Origin of the sequence: Bartonella sp. 220B, from assembly GCF_026930205.1 — a bacterium.
GTDB lineage: Bacteria > Pseudomonadota > Alphaproteobacteria > Rhizobiales > Rhizobiaceae > Bartonella.
Map to the genome: position 1 here is coordinate 261378 of NZ_JANHOI010000001.1, position 21110 is coordinate 282487.

Here is a 21110-nt window from a genome sequence, read left to right on the forward strand (position 1 = left end):
TGAGGTATATTTTAAAGTTGTGCAATCATACCTGCTGCGAAGGTAAAGCGGGAAATATTGAGATCATTTTCAATAAGAGCACCAATGCGATTTGTTACATTATGAATTTGATCTTCTTTTGTCTTACTCCAAGCTGCGAAGGAATTCTCTTTCGCGCCATAATTTTTTAGGATTTTCAGAACAATTTTGCGTAAACTTTCAGCAATATTTTCTTTAGCTTGGCTTAAGGCCATACTATCATAATAATCAAGGACAGGAATTGTGCGACTTGCTTCATTAATGCGATTTATACGAATAATTTGCGCAAGTGAGAAATAGATCTCTGCTGTTTTAATAAGGTCGCTGTTGCTTTGTTTTGCAATCAAAGAAATGTCACAAATTATGGGAGCTGCATCCAAGAGAGCTAATTGCTTTGCTAAAGTCTTTGGTGCACCTTCTTCACTATAATGATTTGTTTTTTCTTTAATTTTTTGATTGATATCTTTATCATTGGAATGTGTCAGCAGTTCTTCAAGAACAGTACGGGCTTGCTTTATTGTTTTTACAAGTTCTTCTAATGGAATCGAGAGATCCATATTACGCAAGCCCCAATTTGTTGTTTCAAAAAGCATTGACGTAATGGCTGCGTAAAATTTGTTTTGAACAAGACCTGGTATTTTATTATCAAGTTTATCAATTTGATCAGACAATTGGGGTATTTCAAAGCCATCACACAATGTGATGAAAACACGAATGATATTTTCAACCTTTTGTTCAGTGGCATCTTGGAGTCGACTCACAAAAGTAGTCCCTCCACGATTCACAATATCGTTGGCAATGAGGGTGGCAATAATATGACGACGCAATTGGTGGTTAATGATTTCTTTTTCAAAACTTGTCTGAATTTGCGTGGGGAAATAGTGTAATAAGATTTTGTCAAAATAACTTTCATCAACAATGGCACTATGGGCGATTTCTTCTTTGAGGGTTAGCTTTGCATATGCCAAAATGACAGCGAGTTCTGGACGTATCAGTCCTTGACCTTGTGTTATTCTTTGCCGCAAAATTTGTTCATCAGGGAGAATTTCAACTCGGCGATCGAGAAGTTTCTTCTGTTCCAAATCATGCATAAAACGTATTTGATAAGGTAAATCTGCAACGCTTTGGCTTTCAGCTAGAGAAAGAGCAAGGGGTTGTAGATAATTGTTGCGTAGGACTAATTGTTCAACTTGGGGAGTCATTTTTTTTAAGAGTTCATTACGTGCTTCGCGGGTGAGTGTTTTTGTACGAAGCGCTGACGCTAAAACAATTTTGATATTGACTTCAACATCTGAACAATTAACACCTGCAGAGTTATCAATAGCGTCTGTATTGCATCGCCCACCATTTAAGACATATTCAATACGACCGCGTTGTGTGACACCAAGATTGGCTCCTTCACCAATAACTTTTGCACGAACTTGATCACCCGTAATGCGGAGTGCATCATTTGCACGATCCCCTACTTGTGCATCCGTTTCTGTTGTTGCACGGATGTAAGTACCAATGCCGCCAAACCATAAAAGATCAACAGGTGCTTTGAGAAGAGCAGAGATAATTTCAAAGGGGGTTCCTGTTTGTTTTTCAAAACCAATCGCTTGCGCGGCTTCGGGTGAGAGAGTAATGGTTTTCATTGTCCGTGAGAAAATACCACCACCCTTTGATAATTTTGTTTGATCGTAATCCTGCCAACTTGAACGAGGAAGTTGAAAGAGACGCATACGTTCTGCATAGCTTTCACTTATGTTTGGATTTGGGTCGATAAAGATATCGCGGTGATCAAAGGCAGCAATAAGTTTTGTTTGTTTGGAAAGAAGCATTCCATTGCCAAAAACATCACCAGACATATCACCAACACCAATACAGGTGAAGGGGGTTGTTTGAATATCGTGATTAAAGGATTCTCGAAAATGTCTTTTAACGGCTTCCCACGCACCTTTCGCTGTAATCCCAATGGCTTTGTGGTCATAACCTGCTGAACCTCCAGATGCAAAAGCATCATCAAGCCAAAAGTGATTTGCTTGGCTAATGGTGTTAGCTGTATCAGAAAATGTTGCTGTGCCTTTGTCGGCAGCAACAACAAAATAAGGATCATGATCATCATGACAAATGATATTGTGAGGAGCGCTTATTTCGCCGTTAACCAGATTGTCGGTGATAGAAAGCAAAGCTGTGATAAAGTCAATATAAGCTTGTCGTGCAGCTTCTATTATGACAGCACGATCATTCGTTTGAGGAAGGTGATGAGGATAAAATCCACCTTTTGCTCCAACAGGGACGATGACAGCATTTTTAACTTGTTGGGCTTTGACTAAGCTCAAAACTTCAGTGCGATAATCGAGTGCACGATCAGACCAACGGATTCCGCCGCGGGCAATAGGACCAAAACGCAAATGAACCCCTTCAACTTCTGGTCCATAAACAAAAATCTCTCTATAGGGGCGCGGTTCAGGTAAGCCTTCAATTTGGCGAGGATCTAGCTTGGTTGCTAAAATACGTCGTGGATCACCATTTTCTAGAGGAGTAAAGGCATTGCTTCGTAAACTCGCATCGATAAGATTACGATAACGACGTAAGATGAGATCATCATCTAAACCGGATACTTTCTGTAATTTTTCTTCAATGCGTTGTTGAATAATCTGTTGATTCTTTTCTCGCTCTTTTTCTGTATGGCTTTGATGAAATTTCAAATGAAACAAAGCATAAAGATCTTGTGTAATATCAGGGTAAGCGTTTAAAGTTTGAGCAACGCGGTCTTGGGAATAAGGAATTCCAGCTTGTTGGAGATAACGTCCATAATGGCGCAAAATGACAATTTCTCGCCAATTAAGCTCAGCTGTCTGAGTTAAAGCATTAAAGGCATCATTATCCGCATTTTGCGACCAAATGGCTTCGAATGTTTCGGCATGCTTTTGACTGTTTTTATCAAAATCGATACAAAGTTGGAAAGCGCTTTCCAGTTGCATATCATGAAGATACACAGAGTGTCCGTTGCCATCTGGTAATTCAAGCGTTTGTTCAGTAATGACCCGAAAACCCATATTTTCAAGAAGGGGTACACGTTTAGAAAGGGCAAGAGCTTCGTGGCGGTGAAAAAGCCGGAGAGAAATATTTCGTTTGTCTTTGTTGTGTGCATGATAAAAAGTAACAAAAAGAGGTTTTTTATCATTAAGGCTTAAAATATGTCCCGCGTCTTCAATGGCGTCTTCAGTTGAAAATAAATCACGATAGCTATTGGGAAATTGGCTCGCCAAACGCGTTTGCTGATCTGTCGCTTTGCGGGTTTGAGCTATGGTTTGAACACTGTCTTCCCAACTTTGTGCTATGGAACGAACGTTTTTTTCAAGTGTCATGCGTTCGATGACAGGCGCGCTTTCGCTTCCTTTGCGATGGATGATATAATGAACACGGATAAGTGTGCTTTCTAAAAAGAGTGGATAGGATTCAAAAAAATCACCTTGGTAGGTTTCGACAAAATATTCGCCAATTTTTTCGCGAATGTTGCTGCTGTATTGATCACGGGGCACATAGACAAGTATAGAAACAAAGCGTCCAAAAGAATCCGTATGGGCAAGCACCCGTAAACGGGGGCGTTCATCTAATTGCAGAATAAGTTTGGCATTTTCTGTTAATGTATCAACGTCGGAACGAAACATTTCATCTCTGGGATAGGTTTCTAAAACACTAATGAGTGCTTTTCCAGAATAGTCAGTGCGACTGTGTCCAAGGCGTTGAATGATGATTTTGGCTTTTTCTTTTAAGAAAGGGATTTGCAAAATAGAGTGTGTATAAGCTGAGGAGGTGAACAATCCTACAATGCGCAATTCTCCACATAGCTTGTCTTCTTTATCAAAGATTTTAAGACCAATATAATCGAGCCAAACAGGGCGGTGAATTCTTGAACGACTGTTTGCTTTTGTGACAATAAGCAAATTATCACTTTCCATAAAGGATAAAATTTCTTGGGGAGGTTCTTCTACACGTGCATCACCGATAATACGGATAGAGGCATCTGTAAGAATACCAAGTTCAACATCGCTGGCTATAAAGGCTTTTGTAGGTTCTTGGTTTTTGATGAAGTGATAAGTGCGCATACCAAGGAAGATGAAATTATTGTCCATCAACCAGTGAAGAAACTCTATGGCTTTTTCACCCTCTTGTTTATAATGTTGTGGGAGGTTTGTTTGATAAATATGAATATGCTTTTCAACCTCTTTAAGCATAGGCTTCCAGTCTTGTACCGCTGCATTAACCTGTTCAAGAACGAGGGTAAGTTCTTCTTTGAGTGTTTGTCTTTGTTGTTCGTTTAAGAACTCGATATGAATTTGCATCAGGCTGATGCGTTGTCCAGAGGCGCAATCAAGTACGGGATGTGCAATCAAATAAATGTGGTTTTTGTTCTGATTAAAGACATTTAAAATAGAATCGAGCAAGAAAGGCTTGTTATCGTTTACAAGGGTAATAACAGTTATAGGTTTATTGTTACGTGTTAAGTTTTGTTCAAAGCAGATGATCGTTTTTCCTGCTTGATGGCGATTGAAAGCTTCAACAGCAGTGGTGGCGGCTTTTTGAAGTTCTTCGTCTACATAACAGACGATATCTTCTTTATCGGTATGAGCAAAAAGGATTTGTTCTATTTCATTTTGATTGTTTTTTGTTTCTGCTGCTTTTTGTTGTAACACGATAATCTTCCCTTTTTGCTTTTAGGGTCTTTTCTTCATGGAAATAGACCATTATATCATCTTTTCCACTGTAACATCTTCTGCCCAAAGAGAATAGTTATTTATTCTGAGAAAGTCTGAAAAAGGGTAAACTTGTTTCTTCTATTGTACAGTAATAATCTTTTATCTTAAGGGAATAATTATGCATAGATGAAAGGATATTTTTAGTATTTTTCTATGTTAAGAATTTGTTTTGCACAATAGATATAATGAAAGTAAGTAAAGAATGACGCGTTTACCAGAAAGACTTTTAAGCGGTTACCAAACTTTTATAAAAAATCACTTTTCATATAAAAGGACGCATTATCAACAATTGGCGCTTGAAGGGCAGAAACCTGAAGTTTTGGTCATTGCGTGTTGTGATTCGCGGGCAGTACCAGAAACGATTTTTGATGCCAAACCTGGTGAAATTTTTACACTGCGCAATGTAGCAAATTTGGTCCCCCCTTTTTCTCCTGATAACCAATATCATGCAACATCTGCAGCTCTTGAATATGCTGTAAAATTGCTTGAAGTTAAGCATATTGTTGTTTTTGGTCATGCTCATTGTGGAGGGGTGAGTACTGCTCTTAAAGAGACGTACAAGTCTTTATCATCAAAAGACTTTATTGGTCAGTGGATCGATCTTTTGGCACCAGCTGCACAAACGGTTGTAAGTAATAAATCTCTAACTATGTTAGAACAGCAGATCGCATTAGAGCAGCTTTCTATTCATCATTCGTTAAAAAATTTAGAGACATTTCCGTGGATAAAGACGCGCAAAGATCAGGGTGTTTTGACATTACACGGGGTTTGGTTCGATATTTCAAGCGGTGAATTGTGGAGTATAGAACAAGAAACAGGTTGTTTTGTGCGTGTTGAGGTTGGGTAATTTTGAAGTGTAACATTCTCTTTCTTTCATAAAATAACTTTAAAAGTGAAGCTATTATATGATAAATCTTGACAAAGGTAGGGTTTTATTGTTTGAAAGAACAAGCTTTCAGTGACCAAATTAATTTTGGAGCAACCGACTGAGACCCCAATTCTGAGGGTATAAAGAGATCTCAGAGGTCAACATCCGACGGCGCGGTGCGTTCTCGGATGTCATTTTGGTTCGTTTGTTATGCAGTCCTGTTTGTTATGCAGCAATGAGGTAGAGAATGTTTGAATCCTTACAAGAGCGGCTTGGTTCCATACTGTCTCATTTGACAGGGCGTGGAGCTTTGTCGGATCAGGATGTAGTAGAAGCGTTGCGCGAAATTCGTCGTGCTTTGTTAGAAGCCGATGTTGCACTTGATGTCGCACGTTCTTTTACCGATAGGGTTCGTGAAAAAGCTGTTGGGGCCGAAATTGTTAAATCAATTAAACCGGGCCAAATGGTTGTTAAAATTGTTCATGACGAATTGGTTAATGTCCTTGGAAATGAAGGCGTTCTGAGTGATTTAAATGCGCCGGCACCTGTTGTTATCATGATGATTGGTTTGCAAGGTTCCGGAAAAACAACAACGACAGCAAAACTCGCAAAGCGGTTAACTGACAAAAATAATAAAAAAGTTCTCATGGCGTCATTAGATACACGCCGTCCTGCAGCGCAAGAGCAACTGCGCCAGTTAGGAGAGCAGGCAGAACTTGCAAGTTTGCCTATTATTACGGGGCAGTCTCCTGTTGATATTACGTCACGTGCTGTACAGGCAGCAAAATTGGGTGGTTATGATGTGCTGATTCTTGATACAGCGGGACGTAACCATATTGATGAAGCTTTAATGCTCGAATTGGCTGAAATTAAAGCGTGTTCCCTGCCTCATGAAATTATGTTGGTTGCTGATAGTCTTACGGGTCAAGATGCTGTTCATCTTGCACGCTCTTTTGATGAGCGGGTGGGAATTACAGGTATTATTTTAACACGTATGGATAGTGATGGTCGCGGTGGTGCTGCTCTTTCAATGCGTGCCGTGACTGGAAAACCGATTAAAGCAATTGGAATCGGTGAAAAAATAGAGGCTTTAGAGGAGTTTCATCCTCGTCGTATTGCCGATCGTATTCTTGGAATGGGCGATATTGTTTCTTTGGTTGAAAAAGCTGCGGAAACAATGGATCATGAAAAGGCGGCTGCTTTTGCAAAAAAAATGCAGGCAGGAAAATTTGATCTTAATGACCTTGCAGAACAATTGCAGAAAATGAAAAAACTGGGTGGAATGGGCGGTATTATGGGAATGCTACCGGGTTTAGGGAAGGTAAAAGATCAAATTGCTGCGGCGGGACTTGATGACCGTTTGTTTAATCGTCAATTGGCTATTATTTCGTCCATGACACCTTTAGAGCGCGCTAATCCTGAAATTTTGAAACATAGCCGTAAACAACGAATTGCTAAAGGATCTGGTACAAGTGCTGCGGATATTAATAAGCTTTTGAAAATGCATCGCCAAATGGCTGATATGGTCAAAGCTATAGGGGGTAAAGGCAAGGGTGGTTTGATGGGGAAAATGTTTGGGGCACTTGGTTCTAAAATGGGATTTGGTGGTATGGGAGCTGTTGGTGGGGATTCTGCAGCACTACCTGATTTATCGGGATTCGATTCAAAGCAATTTTCAGTACTTCAAAAACAAATTGAAGGTGGTAATGGGGGCAAGGTCTTACCTGGTCTTCCAGGGCGTGGACTTACATTTCCTGGTCTTTCCAATGGTAGTGCCGATAGGGGAAATTTTCCTCAGCATCCCAAGAAAAAATAAGATGCAAAGAGGGAAGGAAATATAATGCAGGAAAAAATGTTGGATGAATTAGCGCATTTGCGGGCATCCATTGATAATTTTGATGCAGCGTTGATTCATATTTTGGCGGAGCGGTTTCGCTGTACAAAAGCCGTTGGGTACTTAAAAGCCCGTTATGATTTGCCTGCAGTGGATCCCCAGCGTGAGCAGAGCCAAGTTGCGCGGTTGCGACAATTGGCGAAAGAGAGTCATTTCGATCCCGATTTTGCTGAAAGATTTTTGAAGTTTGTTATTAAAGAGGTTGTACGTCAGCATGAAATTATTGCTGAAGGACAAAGAAGTGAATCAATTTAAACGAAAGCCAGGACTGACAATAGGAGATAAAATATGGCATTAAAAATTCGTTTGTCCCGTGGAGGTTCAAAAAAACGTCCTTACTATCATATTGTTGTTGCGGATGTTCGTAGTCCGCGCGATGGGCGTTTTCTTGAACGTGTTGGTGCATGGGATCCAATGTTGCCTAAAGATGGACCGCGTGTAAAACTTGATGAAGAACGTATCCAATATTGGCTTGGCCAAGGGGCGCAGCCAACAGATCGCGTTTTACGGTTTTTAGATGCAGCTGGCTTAAAAAAGCGTCCAGCGCGCAATAATCCACGCAAAGGTGAGCCTGGTAAAAAAGCACAAGAACGTATAGCTGCTGCAAAGCAAGCTGCTGAAGAAGCTGCTGCTGCAGGAGCAGAAGAAGCGTGATAATTGAAAATATATCAATTGTAGCCTTTAAAAGCTTTTATAAAGAAGAACGATTATTATCCGTTTTTGTTTATCAAAAACGGAACTTCTTTAAGGGGCGATTGATTTTTTTAAAAATCAATCGTGCGGCCTTTAATTTCCCAGTCTCCATAACGTGAAGGGTCTTTGCCGCCGCGTCCACCAGTTTCTAAAGGTTTTTTTTCATGGATTTCATTTTTGCGTCTTTCTTCAGCTTCGTTTAAGGCGCGTTGTGCTGCGGCACAAAGGGATTGCTGTTTATCAACTATTGCGTTTTGTTTGTTTTTTTGCTCGTCTTTTTTAGCCATTTTATCCCTATTCCTTGAAGAAGCAGAAAGAAAACCCCATCATATAATATAAATTGATTTTTATCATGGAGTTTTTGAGTAATGAACATAATGCGTACAGCTATGCTTTTGGCTTTTATGACCGCTCTTTTTATGGGAGTTGGTTATCTTGTTGGGGGGGGCGGGGGTATGATCATTGCGCTCTTGATGGCAAGCGGTTTAAATTTTTTTTCTTATTGGAATTCGGATAAAATTGTTTTACGCATGTATGGTGCGCGTGAAGTTGATCAGAATTCATCACCGATTTATTATAAAATTGTAAGCGATTTGGCTAGGAGAGCTTCTCTTCCTCAACCAAAAGTTTATGTTATTGAGAGTGCACAGCCAAATGCTTTTGCGACAGGACGCAATCCTCAAAATGCGGCCGTTGCTGCAAGTACTGGATTGTTGGAGAAGTTGAGTGCAGAGGAAATTGCCGGTGTTATGGCACACGAGCTAGCACATATTGAACATCGTGATACCTTAACAATGACCTTGACTGCAACGATTGCCGGAGCGATTTCGATGCTTGGTAATTTTGCTTTTTTTATGGGCGGGCAGCGTCATTCTTCAGAACATTCTCATGGTGGAGGGCTTGGCAGTATTATAGCTCTGCTTGTGGCGCCTTTTGCAGCAATGCTGGTGCAAATGGCGATTAGTCGCACGCGTGAATATGCTGCTGATCGTCGCGGGGCTGAAATATGTGGAAATCCATTATGGTTAGCTTCGGCATTGCGTAAAATTGCCGATAGTGGACGAGGAATCTATAATGAAGAAGCGGAGCATAATCCAGCAACAGCGCATATGTTTATTATTAATCCCTTGAGTGGTGAAGGAGCTGATAGCCTTTTTTCTACCCATCCGGCAACGGCAAATCGCATTGCTGCTCTTTATAGGCAAGCGGAAGAAATGAAGGAAAAAATAGTTAAAGATATGGGATGGAATGGAGAAGGTGATTTGCAGGAAAAAAGCACGGGATTAGATTATGGGTATCTGAATCGTGGTGCTGAAACCCATCTATCAAGTGATCGTGAAAATAATGGCTTTCAACGCGTTACAAAGCGTCCTTCTTGGCTTCGTTATAAAGATACAAAGAAATTTTGATCATAGAGTTCTGGGGGAAACAAAGGTGTAAGGGTATTGATTTGAAACACAAGAAAGCGGGGTATGTGTCCGAAAGAAATGTTCCTGGATTAGCTGTTCGGCAGGTATGTGTTCGTCTCTTGGGAGCGGTGCTTGATAAGAAGGCGTCTCTTGCTGGTTTAACAGATAATGAACATGGGCATCCACAATATTTAGGGCTTTCACAACGAGATCGCTCGTTGTGTCGTGCTATTTTGACAGTGGCTTTGCGTCATCGAGGGCAGATTACAGCTGCTTTATCACGTTTTTTGATGCGGACTTTGCCTGCGCAAGCACTTGCACTTCAGCATCTTTTGCATGTTAGTGTGGCGCAAATTCTCTACCTTGATATCCCTGATCACGCTACTCTTGATTTAGCTGTACGTGTAGCCAAAATTGATCCGCGTATGCGCCGTTTTTCAGGAATGGTAAATGCTCTTTTGCACAATGTCGCGCGTGAGGCGGTGTTGTTGCGCCAACAAGTTTCTACCATGAAAGGGATTCCTGCGTGGTTTTCGCAGCTTTTGGTTTCAACTTACGGAAAAGAAAAAGCGAATCAAATTTTGGCTGTTCAAAGTACGCCGCCGCCCTTCGATTTGACCGTTAAATCCGATAGTGTTGGGTGGGCTAAACGGCTTGATGGTGTTGTTTTGCCTAATGGTTCCGTTCGGTTAAACCGTTTGGATTGTTCTGTTACTGATTTACCAGGTTATACAGAGGGGGCTTGGTGGGTGCAGGATTTTGCTGCGGCGTTGCCTGCTTATTTACTTGGGGATATTCAAGGGAAAAATGTTGCGGATCTTTGTGCAAGTCCTGGTGGAAAAACAGCACAATTGGCTTTGCAAGGGGCTAAGGTGACAGCAGTCGATCTGTCTGCTAATCGGGTAGCGCGTTTAAAAGCAAATATGGAGCGGCTTCATTTTACAGTTCGCACGTGGTTGGGGGATATGAGAGATTTTCATCCCCAACAGCTTTTTGATGCTGTTCTTCTTGATGCCCCCTGTTCTTCTACTGGAACAATACGCCGTCATCCAGATATTTTATGGACGAAATCAATGAACGATATCGCCAAATTGGCGGCATTGCAATATGATTTGCTTGTCGCGGCAATTGCTTTGGTGAAAAAGGGAGGACTTATTGTTTTTTCCAATTGTTCCCTAGCAAAAGAAGAAGGTGAAGATCTCATTGAGAAAATTTTATCGGAACGGGATGATGTTGTTTTAGAACCTATTTGCGCAGAGGAAATGGGCGCAATGGCGCATTTGCTCTCTGTTAAAGGGACTTTGCGAACAACACCTGCTGATTCTTGTCAGCAAAATTTTGACGCTGAAAAAAACCTATTTTTAGGAATGGATGGTTTTTTTGCGGCACGCCTGCGGAAAGTGGCTTAATTAATGGTTCATTTACTAAAATGGCCGAAATTGTACGCGATTCGGTACGTACGGAGTTGAAATTGTGGCGGTCGCAGTAAAAGGTTATCAGGTAAAGGCGTCGGACTTTGGGTATAGGGTACACCAATTGATACGGCGTTTATCCGTTGGTCCTCTGTTTCGTTGGCGGTTTTCGGGGTTTCGTCCCCATAAAATTTTAGCGCATCCCATTGATTTGCATCTAGCTGATCCGGTGATGGCGCATGAATTTTATCACGGTCGTTTTGCTTTTGCTGGTCATGTTGTTCATGCTGGCGCTGTTTCACCTTTTGCGTTGGTTCCACCAACGCCTGAATGGGAGGAAGCGCTTCATGACTTTCATTGGTTGCGACATATGGCGGCAGCGGAGAGTGATTTGGCTGTAGCACATGCGCGTTCTCTCTTAGAAGATTGGCTTGATCATGGTGGAAAAAAAGTCAAGGGGCTTGCTTGGAGTAGACCGGTTGTGGCACGGCGTTTAATTTCGTGGATTTGCCATTCAAAAATGTTGTTGCAAGGGGCAAGTGAACGGTTTGAAAAACGCTTTTTGCGTGCACTTGGTTTTCAGTTTCGTTATTTGCGCACAACGATTTATAGTATGGAAAGCGATGATCAACGTTTACAAGCCGCTGCCGCTTTGACATTTGCCTCTCTTGCTTTGCCTGTTTCTGCGGCAATAAAAAAGAAGGTGCAGACTTTTCTTATAAAGGAGCTTTCACACCAGATTTTGATTGATGGTGGTCATATATCACGTAGTCCTGCTATTTTGCTCGACTTGTTATCGGATTTATTGTCGTTACGTCATCTGTTTGTGAAGATTCATGAAACAGCACCGCGTATTCTCATTGATTCTGTTGAGCGTATGTTGCCGGCATTACGGTTTTTTATCCACGAAGACCAAACATTGGCGCATTTTAATGGAGTTGGACCACTTGTTTCTGAACGCTTATCAACTGTTTTAGAACTTGATGAAACAGCCGGGTATCCTTTTAGCTATGCACGTTATTCAGGGTTTCAACGTTTACAAGCGCATCAGACGACAGTGCTTGCAGATACAGGAAAATTTCCCCCACGTTCTGTTGCGCAACATGCTAGTTCGGGATGTTTGTCGTTTGAAATGTCTTCACGAGGAAGCCGCTTTATTATTAATACAGGCGTTAATCCTTATGGGCGTGAAGAATATCGACATTTAGGACGTGTGACTGCAGCACATTCAACGGCAACAGTTAATGATTGTTCGGTAGGTGTTTTTCATAAAAAAGGGAAACGAGATGCTTCACTTTTGCTTAACGGACCAACGGATGTCAAAGTCCGTCGTCTAGAGGATGCAGAGAAAACGGGTTTTATTGCAAGCCATGATGGCTATGTAAAACCTTTTAATCTCATTCATGAGCGTGGTCTTATTTTAGCAACAAATGGAACAATGATCGAGGGTTTTGATCGCTTTTTTACACCACCCAAGGGGCTTTCAAAAAGACATCAAGTAGATCAAAATGAGCAGAATAATGTTGCTGTAAGATTTCATCTTCATCCACACATTGAAGTAAACTATGATGGTAGTGGTGTGCGTTTAGCTGCTAAAGACGGACAGGAGTGGTATTTTATGTCACCTGACGCTGATATTTTTCTTGAGGACTCGATTGATTTTGCTGAATCTACAGGTCCGCAACGCACACAACAGATCGTTTTGTATTTCCGTCCTGCACTTCAAGAAAAAGTTCGTTGGCGTTTTACATGTTGTTAATGAAAGCAATGATGGGATTCTTTACACGAATAAAAATAAAATCATTCTTTGTGCGTTAAAAAATATATTCTTTTCTTTTAGTGTATTTTGATAAAGGCATGTGCTATAAAGATTAAGGGCGTTTTTCTCGAATTATCACCGTTTTTATTTTTAGGATTCCTCTTATGGGTATTGTTGCAAAAAGTTTTCCCATACCTGATCTTCATCGGGTTCGTCGTGCTCTTCTTTCCGTATCAGATAAAACAGGTTTGGTTACATTTGCACAAGCTCTTCATTCTTATGGTGTTGAATTGATTTCAACAGGAGGAACAGCGAAAGCTTTAATGGCTGCGGGGTTAGCTGTCAAAGATGTTGCAGAAATTACAGGATTTCCAGAAATAATGGATGGGCGTGTTAAAACTCTTCATCCTTTGGTTCATGGCGCTCTGTTAGGTGTAAGACAGGACCCTAGCCATAGGGAAGCTATGGAAAAGCATGGTATCCATGAAATCGATCTTCTGGTGGTTAATCTTTATCCTTTTGAAGAAACTTCTCAATCTGGAGTTGATAGACAAACAATCATTGAAAATATTGATATTGGTGGACCGGCAATGATTCGTGCGGCAGCAAAAAATCATGCCTATACTGGTGTTATTACAGCAGTGAGTGATTATGATGCTGTCCTTGCGGAATTAAAGACGCATGATGGATGTTTAAGCTTGTCTATGCGACGTCAGTTAGCAATGCGCGCTTATGCACATACAGCTGCTTATGATGCAGCGGTAGCGGCGTGGTTTGCACAGGATTTAAAAGTTGAAACGCCATCATGGCAAAGTTTTTCGGGTCATCTTGAAAGTGTCATGCGTTATGGAGAAAATCCACATCAACAGGCGGCATTTTATCGCAGTCGTGAGAAACGTTTTGGTGTTGCAACAGCTAAACTTTTGCAAGGCAAAGAACTCTCTTATAACAATATGAATGATACAGATGCGGCATTCGAACTGGTAGCAGAATTTGATCCTCAAAAAACTGCTGCTGTTGCTCTTATTAAACATGCAAATCCTTGTGGTGTTGCAGAAGGACAGAGTTTGAAAGAGGCTTATTTGAAAGCTCTTCTGTGTGATAATGTCTCGGCGTTTGGTGGAATTGTTGCGTTAAATCAAACCCTTGATGAAGAATGTGCAGAAGAGATTGTCAAAATTTTCACGGAAGTGATTATTGCTCCTGATGCGACAATGGCGGCACGTGAAATTATTGCTAGGAAGAAAAACCTTCGTTTGTTGGTAACTGGGGGTGTGCCTGATCCACGTTGTAAAGGTCTTATTGCTAAAACGCTTGCCGGTGGCATGTTAGTACAGTCGCGTGATAATATGGTGGTTGATGATCTCAAACTGCAAGTGGTGACAAAGCGAGAACCAATTCCAGAGGAAATGCGTGATCTTCAATTTGCTTTTCGGGTGGTGAAACACGTGAAGTCAAATGCTATTGTTTATGCAAAAAATAGCGCAACTGTTGGGATTGGGGCCGGCCAAATGAGCCGTGTTGATTCTGCGAGAATTGCTGCGCGTAAAGCTGAAGAAAGTGCTCAAAGAGCAGGCTTAACAGAATCTTCTGCAAAAGGGTCTGTGGTTGCATCAGATGCATTTTTTCCTTTTGCAGATGGTCTCTTGGCAGCTGTTGAAGCTGGTGCAACAGCGGTTATTCAACCGGGTGGATCAATGCGTGATGAAGAAGTTATTGCAGCAGCTGATGCACATGGTTTAGCCATGGTTTTTACAGGTGTGCGGCATTTTCGCCATTAATATTTTGCATCTTGCCTTTTTGAATAAGAAAAGTTTCTCATGTGATAAACGCATATCTGTTATGTCGTTATAGCACAACTCTTTTTTGTAATTTGCTCTACCTTATCGCTTAGGGGAGAACTATATTAAAGGTTGAGTAATATGAGTATTCTACGTTCTTATAGTAATTGGCGTCGTTATCGGCGGACAGTTAATGCGTTGAGTCATCTTTCAGCAGATGAGCTGAATGACCTTGGTATTTACCGTGGCAATATTAATTCAGTTGCGCGGTATTATTCACGCAAGTCTTTTTAAAATTTGCTTTCTCAAATTTTTTTGTGAGAGCATTTAAGAGGCTACTTTGTGAGAGGAGGGAGAAGAATTTGTAATTGAGCATTTTTTCTTCATTTTAGGTATATTAAGAAAGAGCATCTGTAAGAGGGGCATTTGTCTGTTTACAGTTCGCGGTTTTTTTAAGAAATATTTCTCAATGCTTTCAAGTTCTTTATTTTACGAAAAGCCCGTGAATGGTGTAAGGCGAGAGCTATGCGGTGCCATCATCTTTACGTTTATGATGCATGCAAGTCGGTAGCGTCATTCTATATTCTGTTTTTTAGCTCCAATATTACAATAATCCTTGCATTAAGGCGGGATTCAGGTAGTTCAGAGGATGCATTTTCCTCCTTATCTCAAAACTTTTTTATCTCATGCTAACTTTGCTTGTGATGTGCAAGCAAGGGATTTATCTTGACGCAATATGAGAGCATTTGAGGTGAAGAAATCTTACAATATTCAGGGCTATGACAGAAGTTTAAAACGATGATTTATCTTTATAAAATAAATTAATGCGTTGACAATAATTTCTATCATACGCTGTTTTTGAGAAAGAAAGTACAGTGGCGTATGAAATTCTCGATAAATAGAGTGAAGATATGCTCTGGTATGAAACGTATGCTTTTTTGAAGACTGAATATCAGCCGTTCTCATCAACGTGTATATTTGCCTCCTATAAAAGCACTCACTCAAAAATCAATAGTAAGATGTTGCTTTTGAAAAAGATGCGCATCGAAAAGTCATTTAACTACACATGCTTCATGAGGTGGAGATTTTGTTTTGTATCTTTTTTAGCTTTTTTGTCGTAGCAGAAAAAGAAAGCCCCCTAAGACACCAGCAGCTAAGGTAAACCACGTAAGAGCATAGACAAGGTGATTATTTCGGAAGTGTACAACAGTTAAGCCCGCAATGGGTAAGCTTTTTTGCGGAGCTGTTTTTTTTCCGGCGTCAATAAAATAAGGGGCAACGCTGGATAAACCAAGTTTTTGTGCCATAGCCGGAAGATCGCGTGTATACCACAAATTAGTATCCGGATTGTTTTTGCGTGGAAAGAATCCATTTTTTTCGCTCATCCGTAACAAACCTATAACCGTGGTTTGTTCGGTGTTTTTCGCAGAATATTGTTGAGGAGAGGCATCTGTATGTGATTGCTCTGCGTTTTGAAAGTTTTGGCGCGCATCCATGGGGATAAAACCGCGATTCACAAAGGTTAGGGTATTGTCGGCTGTTTGTAGAGGGGTTAAAACCCAGTAGCCCGTGGTATTTTGAGCAACAGCAGTGACAAAAATATTTTTATCTGTCAGAAACTTTCCTGTAATGACGACAGGGCGATACTCATCTTTCTCAAAAGTAACGTCTCTCCATTGATTTTGCGGTGGTGCTTTGATGGGAGGCAAGTGAACGCGTTGATTGGCACTGGTGATAAGATTTGTTTTCCAGTTTAATCGTTGTATTTGCCATACACCTAGTGCGCTAAAGAGAAGGAAAAAGCACGTCAATAAAAAGCCAAAGAGAAATGAAGAAAAGCGGATATGCTTTTCTTGAAGCTCTGTCATGGATGAAACTGTTTTATTCATGATTAACACTTCCCCTTTTAGAATGATAAGCATCCTTTTAGCACTATTGGGCGTTAAAAAAAATATTTTGTACGTTTTTTATGGAAAATCATGCAAAAATTCGCTTACAAGAGACGCAAAAGGTTCTATAAAAGACTTGACCTTTTGTTGTCGACACCCTATTAGAAACATACTTTCTCAATAATGTCCGTTTAAGGGAGCTCTTTGCGTTGTTCTGTTTTTTCGGCTGTTGAGATTGAAGAGTTTCTTAGAGTTTAAAGGTGAAGTTTATGTCTCGTGCCTGCGAATTGACAGGGAAAACAGTTCTTTATGGTAATAATGTGAGCCATGCGAACAATAAAACCCGTCGTCGTTTTTTACCAAATCTTTGTAATGTGACACTGATTTCTGAGGTGTTACAGCAAAGTTATCGCTTGCGCGTTTCGGCAAGTGCTTTGCGTTCTGTTGAGCATCGCGGTGGCCTTGATAGCTTTTTGATCAAAGCCAATGATAAAGAATTGTCGCAACGTGCGCGTTTGTTAAAACGCCAAATTATTAAGAAAAAAGCTGAACATGCGGCTGAGAAAGCAGCCTAATTCTCTTTGGTTTATTAACAGAGTTGGATCAACTCCTCCTTATGCTAAGGATGCGTTGTTCTTTTGGCTTTTTACTTATTTGATCGCTGTATTTTATTGGTTCCATATCCCAGGTTAAAAAAAATGTCTTCAGCGTCCGATCTTTTATTCCCACAGAAAGAGAGAAACTTTATTGCTTTCTCTATCTTTGCCATGTGCCTTACTGTGGCTGCTTCTAATATTTTGGTTCAGTACCCTGTCTATTGGTTTGATTTGAATGAATTGTTGACCTATGGTGCTTTTACGTATCCGATCGCTTTTCTGATCAATGATTTGACCAATCGTTTTTATGGTCCAGCAGCCGCACGGCGTGTGGTTTATGCTGGTTTTTGTTCTGGTGTTTGTGTTTCTTGGATTTTGGCAGCACCGCGCCTTGCAATTGCTTCTAGTTTAGCATTCTTATTTGGACAGCTTCTCGATATTGTTGTTTTTACTCCTTTGCGGCGTAAAGCATGGTGGAAAGCGCCTTTAGCAGCGGCATTGGTTGGTTCAGCTCTGGATACGGTTTTATTTTTTTCTCTTGCTTTTTGTAGCCTTTTTACCTTTATCGATCAGATGACGGGTTATGCGAATAGTTCGCTCTTTGGGAGTGTGTTTTTCTTCGAGCTTGAAGTTCCAGTTTGGCTCTCACTTGCTTTTGGTGATTTTTCAATAAAAATTATTATGAGTTTTTTGATGCTCATCCCTTATGGAACAATTCTTAAAGCTATGAGACGTCCGCTTTATAAAAGTCATGCAAAAGATTAATACTTCTTCGTTGAGGGCGAGTAAAAACCTTTATCTTTTTATTTTTGCAGATGAAAAGATTGCATGTTGTGTCTTTTGTGAAAACAGCATTTTAGGGTCATATTCGAAGATATTTTCGATAGCTGTCTTCAGTGTCTAAACATGATTTTAGGCACTTCATTGAGAAGATTTTTTATTGCTAAAGAGCATTTCTAATTGTTTTGTTATAGCATTGCCAAGCTCTTCGGCATTCATAATTGTGACAGCGCGCTGATAATAGCGTGTGACATCATGACCAATGCCAATAGCAATGAGTTCTATAGGAGAATGGGTCTGGATTTCTCGAATCACCGCGCGTAAATGTTTTTCCAGATAATTGCTGGAATTGACCGATAGTGTTGAATCATCAACAGGGGCTCCATCAGAAATGACCATGAGAATACGGCGTTGTGCATGCTGTGATAAAAGGCGTTGATGCGCCCAGATCAACGCTTCACCATCAATATTTTCTTTCAGCAATCCTTCCTGCATCATTAAACCTAAATTGCGCCGTGCTCGACGCCATAGGGTATCTGCACTTTTATAGATGATATGGCACAAATCATTGAGGCGCCCTGGATTATGGGGTTTGTTTTGACTAAGCCACTGTTCGCGTGATTTTCCGCCTTTCCAAGTTTTTGTGGTAAAGCCTAAAATTTCAACTTTGACACCACAACGCTCAAGAGTTTGTGCTAAAATATCTGCACAACTTGCTGCAACAGTAATGGGTCGTCCACGCATTGATCCCGAATTGTCTATCAGCAGTGAAACAACCGTGTCACGAAATTGGGTGTTGCTTTCCATTTTAAAAGAAAGTGGTTGCAGGGGATCAATGATAAGGCGGGGGAGCCGCGCGGTATCGAGATATCCTTCCTCAAGATCAAAATTCCAATTGCGGTTTTGTTGTGCTATAAGGCGGCGCTGTAGGCGATTTGCTAAGCGCCCAACAATGTTTTGGAGATGATTGATTTGCTTATCAAGATAATGGCGTAGGTGATCCAATTCGCTTTCAGAACAAAAATCTGTCGCTTCCAAAACTTCATCAAACTGTCGGGTAAAAACTTTATAATCGTTGAGCTTTTCCATTTGTTCTGAAATGGCAAAAAGACGTTTGGATTGGCTCGATTTTTCTTGCCAAGGACTTCTGTCTTGTTCTTCGTCAGTTTTATCATTGTCATTTGATTGTGTTGCTTGCGTTTTTCCTTCGTCTTGCGCATCGCTTTCATGTTCTGTTGTTGTTTGTTCGTCACTTTGTGTTTTTTTTTCGTTATTGCTTTCTTCTTCTGATTGATTTTGAGGTTCTCCCTCGTTTTTTAATGTTTTATTGTTTTCGCTGTCAGAGGTTTCTTCTCGTTGGACTGACATTTTTAAGGCAAAAAGCATTTGACGAACAATGCGTGCAAAAGCGTGTTGGTTGTGAATATGATGTGTCAATTCGTTCAGTTCTGCTGCGGCTTTTTGTTCGATTTCTTGACGCCATAACTCTAAGACAGGGCCAGATTCTTTTGGGGGAGGGCGTTTTGTTATTTTTTCGCGCAATAAAAGCGCCATGGCTTCTTGAATGGGGGCTTCACTTTGGCTACTGATTTTTTGATAGTGCGCTCTTTTATATTTATCAGCAAGCATTCCATCAAGATTTTGTGCAATTCCTTCCATGGCTAAAGTGCCAATTGCTTCAACCCGTGTTTGCTCCAGAGCATCAAAGACAGCACGAGCTTCTGATTCTTGTGGAGCAAATTGTGCATGAATGCGATGATCATGCCATGCTGTGCGCAGAGCCATGGAATCGCCTAATCCACGTGTAATCGCTATATCTTTGCCAGTTGCTTGTTGGGGCAATTCCGGTAAACGCGCATCATTTTTGCTTAAAGATGGTCTGTTATGACTGAAGGAAACTTCAAGGTTGGGCGTAGCAGCAATAGCACGCATACAGCTGGAAAGTGCTTTTTTAAAAGCGGCAGCATTAAGAGTATTACTAGAAGAATTATTTACGAGATTTTTGCTATTGTTGCCAGATTCGGTCGTCATGATTGACATATTCCTTAAGGCAAAACACCATGAATGAGTGATTCAGGAAGCTCTTCTCCAAAGGCACGTTGATAAAATTCTGCGACAGTAGCACGTTCGAGTTCATCACATTTATTGAGAAAGGTTAACCGAAAGGCAAAGCCCACATTTTGAAAAATGACCGCATTTTCTGCCCAAGTGATGACTGTACGTGGGCTCATGACGGTTGAAAGATCTCCATTAATAAAAGATTTCCGTACCATATCAGCAACATGAACCATTTGTGAAATTGTCTTTTTCCCCTCTGTTGTTTGAAAAGATTTAACCTTTGAACAAACAATATCAACCTCTTTATCATGGGGTAAATAATTAAGTATTGTCACAAGTGACCAGCGGTCCATTTGGGCTTGATTAATTTGTTGTGTACCGTGATAGAGGCCTGTTGTGTCACCAAGACCAATGGTATTTGCAGTTGCAAAAAGACGAAATGCGGGATGAGGCGTGATGACACGACTTTGGTCAAGCAAGCTTAGTCGCCCACAAGCTTCAAGGACGCGTTGGATGACAAACATAACATCGGGACGGCCGGCATCATATTCATCGAAAACGAGAGCAATATTGTTTTGATAAGCCCATGGCAATATGCCTTCTTTAAATTCAGTGATTTGTAAGCCATCTTTTAAAACAATGGCATCTTTTCCTACCAGATCAATGCGGCTAACATGACTGTCGAGATTAATGCGGATACAAGGCCAATTAAGACGTGCAGCAACTTGCTCGATATGTGTTGATTTCCCTGTACCATGATAACCAGAAATCATAACACGGCGATTAAAGGCAAAACCTGCTAAAATTGCTAAAGTTGTTTGTTGATCAAAAAGATAATCAGGATCTATATCGGGAACGTGAGGGCTTTTTGTGCTAAAAGCAGGAATTTTCATATTCGCATCAACATTGAACATATCACGAGCACAAACTGTGATATCGGGCGTATTTTCAACTGTAAGTTTTTTTTCTGTCATTGTTTTTCCGGAAGGGAAAGGACGCTTTTTTCATTGGTTAGAAAACGATACAAGAGTTAGAGCATTTATGCAATGCTCTATCATGAGATCTTAGATATCAAAGACGCCTTTTATCAGATATTCTCTCTATCTTGCAACAAGCCGGCACCGTCACACTATTTTCCAGCTTAAAATATTGCAATAACCCTTGCATTTAGACGATTCATTAAAGGCATTTTACTCCTTTCTTTCTCG

16 protein-coding genes are annotated in these 21110 nt (G+C 40.7%); 11 read left to right on the plus strand and 5 right to left on the minus strand.

What is annotated here, in order from left to right; genetic code table 11:
- Positions 1-11 precede the first annotated feature (11 nt).
- Complete coding sequence (locus tag NPX99_RS01020; protein ID WP_269029904.1) at positions 12-4700, minus strand: NAD-glutamate dehydrogenase; 4689 nt, start codon at positions 4698-4700, stop codon at positions 12-14.
- 265 nt (positions 4701-4965) lie between these two features.
- Here NPX99_RS01020 and NPX99_RS01025 point away from each other — a divergent pair, with 265 nt between their 5' ends.
- From NPX99_RS01025 to rpsP, 4 genes are all read left to right on the plus strand, one after another.
- On the plus strand, positions 4966-5610 hold the full coding sequence (locus tag NPX99_RS01025) for a carbonic anhydrase (RefSeq protein WP_269029905.1): 645 nt from the start codon (positions 4966-4968) through the stop codon (positions 5608-5610).
- Positions 5611-5878: 268 nt separating this feature from the next.
- The gene (gene ffh, locus NPX99_RS01030; protein WP_269029906.1) at positions 5879-7447 is read left to right on the plus strand and encodes a signal recognition particle protein; all 1569 of its coding nucleotides are present in this window, start codon (positions 5879-5881) and stop codon (positions 7445-7447) included.
- A gap of 24 nt (positions 7448-7471) precedes the next feature.
- Entirely contained in the window at positions 7472-7780 is a 309-nt protein-coding gene (locus tag NPX99_RS01035; protein ID WP_269029907.1) for a chorismate mutase, read from the plus strand.
- A 33-nt stretch (positions 7781-7813) separates the two neighbouring features.
- Positions 7814-8179 carry a 30S ribosomal protein S16 gene (gene rpsP / locus NPX99_RS01040; protein WP_269029908.1) on the plus strand — a complete coding sequence of 122 codons (366 nt, stop codon included), beginning with the start codon at positions 7814-7816 and terminating at the stop codon, positions 8177-8179.
- A gap of 110 nt (positions 8180-8289) precedes the next feature.
- On the opposite strand, the gene NPX99_RS01045 is transcribed toward rpsP, so the two are convergent.
- Positions 8290-8505, minus strand: coding sequence for a DUF1674 domain-containing protein (locus NPX99_RS01045; protein WP_269029909.1), 216 nt, complete (start codon positions 8503-8505; stop codon positions 8290-8292).
- An 81-nt stretch (positions 8506-8586) separates the two neighbouring features.
- On the opposite strand from NPX99_RS01045, the gene htpX reads away from it, so the two are divergent.
- From htpX to NPX99_RS01070, 5 genes are all read left to right on the plus strand, one after another.
- On the plus strand, positions 8587-9627 hold the full coding sequence (gene htpX, locus NPX99_RS01050; RefSeq protein ID WP_269029910.1) for a zinc metalloprotease HtpX: 1041 nt from the start codon (positions 8587-8589) through the stop codon (positions 9625-9627).
- A 41-nt stretch (positions 9628-9668) separates the two neighbouring features.
- Positions 9669-11036 (plus strand): RsmB/NOP family class I SAM-dependent RNA methyltransferase, encoded by a 1368-nt coding sequence (locus NPX99_RS01055; protein ID WP_269029911.1) that lies wholly within the window; start codon positions 9669-9671, stop codon positions 11034-11036.
- Between the two features lie 64 nt (positions 11037-11100).
- On the plus strand, positions 11101-12798 hold the full coding sequence (locus tag NPX99_RS01060; RefSeq protein ID WP_269029912.1) for a heparinase II/III family protein: 1698 nt from the start codon (positions 11101-11103) through the stop codon (positions 12796-12798).
- Between the two features lie 164 nt (positions 12799-12962).
- Positions 12963-14579, plus strand: a complete 1617-nt coding sequence (gene purH / locus NPX99_RS01065; protein ID WP_269029913.1) for a bifunctional phosphoribosylaminoimidazolecarboxamide formyltransferase/IMP cyclohydrolase — start codon at positions 12963-12965, stop codon at positions 14577-14579.
- A gap of 141 nt (positions 14580-14720) precedes the next feature.
- Positions 14721-14873 (plus strand): DUF1127 domain-containing protein, encoded by a 153-nt coding sequence (locus tag NPX99_RS01070; protein WP_269029914.1) that lies wholly within the window; start codon positions 14721-14723, stop codon positions 14871-14873.
- 809 nt (positions 14874-15682) lie between these two features.
- Here the strand turns inward: NPX99_RS01070 and NPX99_RS01075 are convergent.
- Positions 15683-16468 (minus strand): SURF1 family protein, encoded by a 786-nt coding sequence (locus NPX99_RS01075; protein ID WP_269029915.1) that lies wholly within the window; start codon positions 16466-16468, stop codon positions 15683-15685.
- A 269-nt stretch (positions 16469-16737) separates the two neighbouring features.
- Between NPX99_RS01075 and rpmB the strand changes: the two genes are divergently transcribed.
- A complete protein-coding gene (gene rpmB, locus NPX99_RS01080; RefSeq protein ID WP_269029916.1) occupies positions 16738-17043 on the plus strand; it encodes a 50S ribosomal protein L28 in 306 nt (101 codons plus the stop codon).
- Between the two features lie 123 nt (positions 17044-17166).
- Positions 17167-17829: a VUT family protein gene (locus tag NPX99_RS01085; protein WP_269029917.1), complete on the plus strand. Its 663-nt coding sequence runs from the start codon at positions 17167-17169 to the stop codon at positions 17827-17829.
- 156 nt (positions 17830-17985) lie between these two features.
- On the opposite strand, the gene cobT is transcribed toward NPX99_RS01085, so the two are convergent.
- Positions 17986-19875 carry a cobaltochelatase subunit CobT gene (gene cobT, locus NPX99_RS01090; RefSeq protein ID WP_269029918.1) on the minus strand — a complete coding sequence of 630 codons (1890 nt, stop codon included), beginning with the start codon at positions 19873-19875 and terminating at the stop codon, positions 17986-17988.
- A 14-nt stretch (positions 19876-19889) separates the two neighbouring features.
- The gene (gene cobS, locus NPX99_RS01095) at positions 19890-20876 is read right to left on the minus strand and encodes a cobaltochelatase subunit CobS (protein WP_269029919.1); all 987 of its coding nucleotides are present in this window, start codon (positions 20874-20876) and stop codon (positions 19890-19892) included.
- Positions 20877-21110 lie beyond the last annotated feature (234 nt).

What these genes read in the sequence shown, in the direction of transcription:
- NPX99_RS01025 (WP_269029905.1), top strand. Translation starts at nt 4,966, where the DNA reads ATGACGCGTTTACCAGAAAGACTTTTAAGCGGTTACCAAACTTTTATA.
- ffh (WP_269029906.1), top strand. Translation starts at nt 5,879, where the DNA reads ATGTTTGAATCCTTACAAGAGCGGCTTGGTTCCATACTGTCTCATTTG.
- NPX99_RS01035 (WP_269029907.1), top strand. Translation starts at nt 7,472, where the DNA reads ATGCAGGAAAAAATGTTGGATGAATTAGCGCATTTGCGGGCATCCATT.
- rpsP (WP_269029908.1), top strand. Translation starts at nt 7,814, where the DNA reads ATGGCATTAAAAATTCGTTTGTCCCGTGGAGGTTCAAAAAAACGTCCT.
- NPX99_RS01045 (WP_269029909.1), bottom strand. Translation starts at nt 8,505, where the DNA reads ATGGCTAAAAAAGACGAGCAAAAAAACAAACAAAACGCAATAGTTGAT.
- htpX (WP_269029910.1), top strand. Translation starts at nt 8,587, where the DNA reads ATGAACATAATGCGTACAGCTATGCTTTTGGCTTTTATGACCGCTCTT.
- purH (WP_269029913.1), top strand. Translation starts at nt 12,963, where the DNA reads ATGGGTATTGTTGCAAAAAGTTTTCCCATACCTGATCTTCATCGGGTT.
- NPX99_RS01070 (WP_269029914.1), top strand. Translation starts at nt 14,721, where the DNA reads ATGAGTATTCTACGTTCTTATAGTAATTGGCGTCGTTATCGGCGGACA.
- NPX99_RS01075 (WP_269029915.1), bottom strand. Translation starts at nt 16,468, where the DNA reads ATGAATAAAACAGTTTCATCCATGACAGAGCTTCAAGAAAAGCATATC.
- rpmB (WP_269029916.1), top strand. Translation starts at nt 16,738, where the DNA reads ATGTCTCGTGCCTGCGAATTGACAGGGAAAACAGTTCTTTATGGTAAT.
- NPX99_RS01085 (WP_269029917.1), top strand. Translation starts at nt 17,167, where the DNA reads ATGTCTTCAGCGTCCGATCTTTTATTCCCACAGAAAGAGAGAAACTTT.
- cobT (WP_269029918.1), bottom strand. Translation starts at nt 19,875, where the DNA reads ATGACGACCGAATCTGGCAACAATAGCAAAAATCTCGTAAATAATTCT.
- cobS (WP_269029919.1), bottom strand. Translation starts at nt 20,876, where the DNA reads ATGACAGAAAAAAAACTTACAGTTGAAAATACGCCCGATATCACAGTT.